This is a genomic window from Terriglobales bacterium (genome assembly GCA_035624475.1).
GTDB lineage: Bacteria > Acidobacteriota > Terriglobia > Terriglobales > Acidobacteriaceae > DASPRL01.
The window spans coordinates 1-6,084 of record DASPRL010000186.1 but is presented as its reverse complement, the minus strand read 5'-3'; the positions used below and the strand labels follow the sequence as shown (position 1 = coordinate 6,084).

General features: G+C 68.3%; 9 protein-coding genes. 5 read left to right on the top strand and 4 right to left on the bottom strand.

The genetic code is table 11. The features are described from left to right. Positions 1-881 (top strand): 2-oxoacid:ferredoxin oxidoreductase subunit beta (locus VEG08_07765; protein ID HXZ27884.1); only part of this gene is annotated, 881 nt, incomplete at its 5' end. Next, positions 872-1,477, top strand: coding sequence for a 2-oxoacid:acceptor oxidoreductase family protein (locus VEG08_07760; GenBank protein HXZ27883.1), 606 nt, complete (start codon positions 872-874; stop codon positions 1,475-1,477). The genes VEG08_07765 and VEG08_07760, both read left to right, overlap by 10 nt. A 31-nt stretch (positions 1,478-1,508) precedes the next feature. Here VEG08_07760 and VEG08_07755 read toward each other — a convergent pair whose 3' ends face one another. The 4 genes from VEG08_07755 to VEG08_07740 all read right to left on the bottom strand — a co-directional run bounded on the left by VEG08_07755 (position 1,509) and on the right by VEG08_07740 (position 4,261). Continuing rightward, the gene (locus VEG08_07755; protein HXZ27882.1) at positions 1,509-2,357 is read right to left on the bottom strand and encodes a hypothetical protein; all 849 of its coding nucleotides are present in this window, start codon (positions 2,355-2,357) and stop codon (positions 1,509-1,511) included. Positions 2,358-2,403: 46 nt separating this feature from the next. Then, on the bottom strand, positions 2,404-3,624 hold the full coding sequence (locus VEG08_07750) for a beta-ketoacyl-[acyl-carrier-protein] synthase family protein (protein ID HXZ27881.1): 1,221 nt from the start codon (positions 3,622-3,624) through the stop codon (positions 2,404-2,406). Between the two features lie 3 nt (positions 3,625-3,627). After that, entirely contained in the window at positions 3,628-3,921 is a 294-nt protein-coding gene (locus VEG08_07745) for an acyl carrier protein (protein HXZ27880.1), read from the bottom strand. A gap of 85 nt (positions 3,922-4,006) precedes the next feature. Beyond that, a complete protein-coding gene (locus VEG08_07740; protein HXZ27879.1) occupies positions 4,007-4,261 on the bottom strand; it encodes a ferredoxin family protein in 255 nt (84 codons plus the stop codon). Positions 4,262-4,429: 168 nt separating this feature from the next. Between VEG08_07740 and VEG08_07735 the strand changes: the two genes are divergently transcribed. The 3 genes from VEG08_07735 to VEG08_07725 form a co-directional block, all read left to right on the top strand. Continuing rightward, positions 4,430-4,771 carry a PilZ domain-containing protein gene (locus VEG08_07735; protein ID HXZ27878.1) on the top strand — a complete coding sequence of 114 codons (342 nt, stop codon included), beginning with the start codon at positions 4,430-4,432 and terminating at the stop codon, positions 4,769-4,771. Between the two features lie 87 nt (positions 4,772-4,858). Then, entirely contained in the window at positions 4,859-5,329 is a 471-nt protein-coding gene (locus VEG08_07730; protein ID HXZ27877.1) for a (2Fe-2S)-binding protein, read from the top strand. A 4-nt stretch (positions 5,330-5,333) separates the two neighbouring features. Further along, a partial coding sequence (locus VEG08_07725; GenBank protein HXZ27876.1) for a molybdopterin cofactor-binding domain-containing protein occupies positions 5,334-6,084 on the top strand: 751 nt, incomplete at its 3' end.

The window sequence follows — 6,084 nt, the reverse complement described above, 5'->3', positions numbered from 1 at the left end:
ATCGTGGAGGCCGCCCGATGACCACTGCCCACGCCAACCCGGTCGAAGCCTTTCTGCGCACCGAGCGCATGCCGCACATCTGGTGCCCGGGCTGCGGCATCGGCACCACCGTCAACAGCTTCACCCGCGCCCTGATCGACTCCCAAGTGGACCTGAAGAACCTGGCGCTGGTGTCGGGCATCGGCTGCACCGGGCGCGTGGCCGGTTACGTGAAGCTGGACTCCTTCCACACCACCCACGGGCGCGCCATCCCCTTCGCCACCGGGCTGAAGCTGGCCAATCCCAAGCTCGACGTGGTGGTGTACTCGGGCGACGGAGACCTGTTCGCCATCGGCGGGAACCACCTCATCCACGCTGCCCGCCGCAACATCGACCTCAAGGTGATCTGCGTCAACAACTTGATCTATGCCATGACCGGGGGACAGACGGCGCCCACCACCCCCGCCCACGTGGTCACCGCCACCGCTCCCTACGGCAGCTTCGACCCGGCCTTCAGCCTGCCCTACCTGGTGGAGGCCGCGGGCGCCGTCTACGTGGCCCGCTGGACCACCTTCCACGTGCGCCAGCTCGCCCGCTCCATCGGCGAGATGTTCCAGAAGAGAGGCTTCTGCTTCATCGAGGTGCTCTCGCCCTGCCCCACGCTCTACCAGCGGCGCAACCGGATGGGCGACGGCCTCGACACCATGAAGTTCTACAAGGAGCACAGCAAGACCAAGAACGGCTGTCCCACCAGCGAAGTGGCGCTGAGCAAGCAGGGGGAGATCATCGTGGGCAAGTTCGTGGACCGCGAGCGCCCCGACTACCGCGACCTGATGCGCGAGCAATTGGGGGCGGAACTGGGCCAGCGCTTCGTGGACCAGGCGGAGTTGGTATGCCAGTGACCGAGGTGCGCATCGCGGGATTCGGCGGGCAGGGCGTGATCCTCTCTGCCATCGTGATCGGCAAAGCCGCCTGCATCGTCGAGGGCGGCTACTCCACTATGACCCAGAGCTTCGGGCCGGAGGCCCGCGGCGGCGCCTGCAGCGCCCAGGTCATCCTCTCCGACCGGCCCGTGCTCTATCCCTACGTCACCCGCCCCGACATCCTGGTGGTCATGTCCCAGGAGGCCTACAACCGCTTCACCCCGGAGCTGAAAGAGAACGGCATGCTGGTGGTGGAGCAGGACCTGGTGCGGGTCTCCGACCTGCCCGCGGGGGTGCGCGTGCACAGCGTGCCCGCCACCCGCCTGGCCGAGGAACTGGGCAAGCGCATGGTGCTGAATGTCGTGATGGTGGGCTTTTTCGGCGCGGTGGCCGGGCTGCTGCGTCCCGAGGCGCTGCGCCAGGCGGTGGCCGACTCCGTTCCTCCCGCCTTCCGCGAACTCAACCTCAAGGCCTTCGACAAGGGTTTCGAGTACGGCGTCGCCTCCGCCCAGCGCGCCCGCCTGGAGACCGGCGAGGCAGAACACAACGTCGCCACCTTCGAAGGCGTGAGCTGATCCTCCCTGCATTGCCTGCGGTGATCGCTGATCAGTACCGGTGCGTCCCGGCCGGCGGCTGCGCCGGTTTGTGCGCGGCCCGCTGGAAGGGAAGGTGGTCGAAGCGGTAGCCCAGGATGAGCTTGGCGATCAGGTGGTCGGTGGAGCGGGTCACGCCCACGCCCAGCCCGAAGTTGATCTCCCACTTGGGCGAGAGGTTCAAGTCCACGCTGGGGAAGATCTGCTGCTCCTGCTCGTCGATGGGATCGAGATTGCCCACCGGCCCCAGCGCGCCGTAGTACTCCAGCCCCACCGCCACTTTCTTGGTCACGTCGTAGCTGACCTTGAAGTTGGGCGAGAACTCCCAGCCCAGGCCCACGTTCTCGCCGTGCAGGGAGCGGTCGAAGGTGGGATTGAAGGCCAGGTACCAGCGCCCCAGGGTGCGGTCCACGATGGGACGCAATTCCACCGTCCAGGTATCGGGGGAGAACTCGCGGCGCTGGTAGCCGATCTCGGTGGAGAGGCTCAACCCCACCGGCCAGTGCCACTTCTCCGGCACCCTCACCCGCGGCCGGATGTGGTCGCCTACCCACTGGTAGCCGTCGCCCGCGCGCCCCGAGGTGAAGATGTAGAAGCCGGTTTCGAACCAGTCGTTGAAGCCGTGGGTGATCTCGATGGTCTCGTGCAGAGCGTGATCGGTGGGCAGCAGGCCGTCGGAGACTTCCTTGCGCCCCTGGAAGGTGAAGTTGGTGTGGAACTCGAGCATGGTGGCGCCGGGCGCGACCGTGTCCGAGCCGTACACCTGGATCTCGTAGTTGTCCTGGGCGAGGGCGCGCTCCATCAGCAGGCAGAGGATTCCCAGGCATAGAAGGAACCCCGCGCTGAGCTTCGATCTCGCCATCGCCTATGCCTAGATTGCCCGCAGCCTCTCCGGGATTCGCGAATTCTCAGTTCTCGTAGCGGCGGAAGGCCAGCACGGCATTGAGCCCCCCGAAGGCGAAGGAGTTGGAAAGCGCCGCCTCCACCTGCGTCGCGCGCGCCTGGTTGGGGATCACGTCCAGATCGCACTCCGGGTCGGCAGCGGTGAAGTTGGCGGTGGGCGGCAGCACACCTTCGCGCAGCGCCATGACCGTGGCCACCGCCTCCAGCGCGCCCGCCGCTCCCAGCGCGTGCCCGTGCATGGACTTGGTGGAGCTGACCGCCAGCCGCCCCGCGTGCTCGCCGAAGACGGCGCGGATGGCGCGCGTCTCGGTAGGATCGTTGGCCGGCGTGCCGGTGCCGTGGGCGTTGATGTAGCCAACCTCCTCGGGGCGCAGCGCCGCGTCGCGCAGGGCTGCACGCATGGCCCTGGCCGGGCCTTCCACGCTGGGCTGGGTGATGTGGTGGGCGTCGGAGGACATGCCGAATCCCGCCAGCTCGGCGTAGATGCGGGCCCCGCGCGCCCGCGCCGCTTCCACCGGCTCCAGCACCAGCATGGCCGCGCCTTCCCCCAGAACCATGCCCTTGCGGTCCTTAGAGAAGGGCCGGCAGGTGTCGGGAGCAATCACCCGCATCGCCTCCCAGGCTTTGAGGAAGCCCATACTGAACGGCGCCTCGCACCCCCCGGAGATGGCCAGCTCCACCTGCCCGCTGCGCACCATCTGCAGGGCCAGTCCCAGGGCGTGGTTGGAGGAAGAACAGGCGGTGGAAAGGTTGAAGGCCGGGCCGGTGATGCCGAACTCCAGCGCCACCTGGCTGGCGCCCGCGTTGGACATGGTCCGCGGGATGGTCAAGGGATGCACGCGCGGCGAGCCGTTCTTGTAGAGCCCGACGAAGCCCTCATCCTGGGTGCACTGCCCGCCCACGCAGGAGCCGGTCACCACCGCCGCGCTCTCGCGCAGGGCAGGGGAGAGCGCCAGTCCGGAATCGCGCACCGCCTCGCGCGCTGCGATCACGGCGAACTGTGCGAAACGGTCGAGGAAGTCGGCCCGGTTGCCCTGGAAGTGTCGGGCGGGATCGTAGTCGCGGATCTCGGCGCCGTTCTGGAAGCGCAGTTGGCGGGTGTCGACCGCGGTGATGGGGCCGATGCCGGAGCGGCCGGCGCGCAGCGCGCTCCAGGTCTCCTCCAGATCGCTCCCCAGGGCGCAGAACGCGCCCAGCCCGGTGATGGCCACGCGCTGCTCGGCCACGGCTTACTCGGGCGCGGCCGCCGGCTGCGAGGGTGCTCCCGCGCCGGACGCCGCCTCCACCAGCTTACGCACCCCGTCCACCACCTCGCGCACCGAGCGGATGGAGCGCGCTTCTTCGTCGGAGATGTTGATGTTGAAAGCGCTCTCCACCTCGAAGAGCAGGTTCATGTTGTCGAGCGAATCCATGCCCAGCTCTTCGAAGCTCTTGTCCAGGGAAACCTGCTCCCGGGGGATGCGCTTGACGGCCGCGATCAAGGACATCACTTTCTCGGCGAGCGGATCGGAGTTGGCCGGCATGAAGGTGCGTTACCTCGTCCCGCAACCGTCTGTGCGGGGGCTTCGAGAGTAGCGCAAAAGGCCGCGCCGAGTCGAGACGCCTGCCTCAGGCGGCGTAATAGGCGGCGTTGCGAGCGATGAACTCCTTCTTGTCCTCGGGCACGTCATCCAGGGGGTGGATCGAGTCCGAGGTGCACGCCGGCACGCAGGCCCCGCAGTCGATGCACTCCTTGGGATCGACGTAGAGCTGGGTCTCGGCCTCGAACTTGGGCTCGTCCTTCTTGGGATGGATGCAGTCCACGGGGCAGACATCCACGCACAGCGCGTCCTTGATGCAGGTGTCGGTGATGACGTAAGCCATGATCGCTCTTCTCCACGGGCGGGCGGATCCCGTCCTCCTCCAGACTAGGCGAGACCCTCCCAAGGGGCGGTGACGTGCGTCACCATGCGCTGGTGACGGGATGCCGCGGCCCGGTTCTGCGGGAACCACTTGACCTGGGGGGCCGGACCTAGTTAGGGTTGCCATGCCGTGAAGACTCGGGGCAAGGGCGAACGCCGGTCGGCGGAGCGGCAGGTGCTCAAGCTGCCCGCCTTGGTGCGCCAAGGCGCCCGCCGCCGGCGCACCACCGCCACCGTCACCACCCAGGACATCAGTTCGGGCGGGGTCTTTTTCTTTGCCTCCGCCCAAGTGAAGAAAGGCGCAGAGATCGACCTGATCCTGGTGATGCCGCCCGGGGTCAAGCGCTTTGCGCGCCGCTGGGTGTGCTGCCAGGCCAAGGTGGTGCGGGTGACACGCCAGCGCCGCCGCTTCGGGGTCGCCGCCCGGATCAGCCGCTGCGCCGCCCTGGAGATCGCTGCCGCCGCCCGCTGAGCCTTGCCTTGGGGCCCCTCCCTTCGCGTCTCCCGCGAGCGCCGCGGCCGGCCTATAATCTGGGGTTCGCCCGACCTGGAGGCCGGCATGAGCGCTGTCGTCCTGAAGATCAACGGCGAGGAGCGGCGCCTGGAAGCTCCGCCCGAAGAGAGCCTGCTCTCGGTGCTGCGCAACCGCCTGCAATTGACCGGCACCAAGTACGGTTGCGGCGAAGGGCAGTGCGGCGCCTGCACCGTGCTGCTCGACGGCCGGCCGGTGCGCTCCTGCCGTACCCCGGTCTCGGCGGCGGTGGGAAGGAAGATCATCACCATCGAAGGCCTGGCCCAGGACGGCCGCCTGCATCCCGTGCAGCAAGCCTTCCTCGAGCAGGAAGCCTTCCAATGTGCCTACTGCACCTCCGGCATGATCGTGTCCGCGGCCGGCCTGCTGAGCGCCAACCCCCATCCCAGCGCCGAAGAGATCGTGCGCTTCATGAACGGCAACATCTGCCGCTGCGGGACCTACACGCGCATCCTGGCGGCCGTCCAGCAGGCCGCCCAAGCCATGGGGAAGAGGTGAGGCCATGAGCGAGCCCAAGGATCGCGAAGCCTTCGAAGTCGCGCAGCACGAAACTCAGGGCGCGCTGCACTGGTTCGACCTGGACCGCCGCGGCTTTCTGAAGGTGCTGGGCGGCGGCGTGCTGGTCGGGCTCTCGGCGAAGGAATTGCTAGGGCAGGAGTCCGGCCGCGTGCGCGGCGGGCGCGAACTGCCCCAGGACATCGCCTCCTGGCTGCACATCGCCGAGGATGGCCGCGTCACCGTCTTCACCGGCAAGGTGGAGATGGGGCAGAACATCCGCACCTCGCTGGCCCAGCAGGTGGCGGAAGAGCTGCACGTCGCCGTGGGCGCCATCACCATGGTCATGGGCGACACCGACCTGACTCCCTTCGACATGGGCACCTTCGGCAGCCGCACCACGCCCACCATGGCCCCGCAGTTGCGCGCCATGGCGGCCGCCGCGCGCGAGATGCTCCTCGACCTGGCGGCGGAGCGCTGGAAGGCGGAGCGCGCCGCGCTGGCCGCCCGCGACGGCAAGATCATCGGACTGCAGCCCGGCCAGTCCGCGACCTACGGCGAACTGACCAAGGGCCAGAAGCTGGTGCGCGTGGTCTCCGCCGTGCCCAACCTCACCCCCGCCGCGCAGTGGACCATCGCCGGCACGTCCGTCCCCAAGGTGGATGGGCGCAAGTTCGTCACCGGCGCGAACCAGTATCCCTCCGACATCAGCCGCCCCGGCATGCTCCACGGCAAGGTGCTGCGCCCCGCCGGCTTCC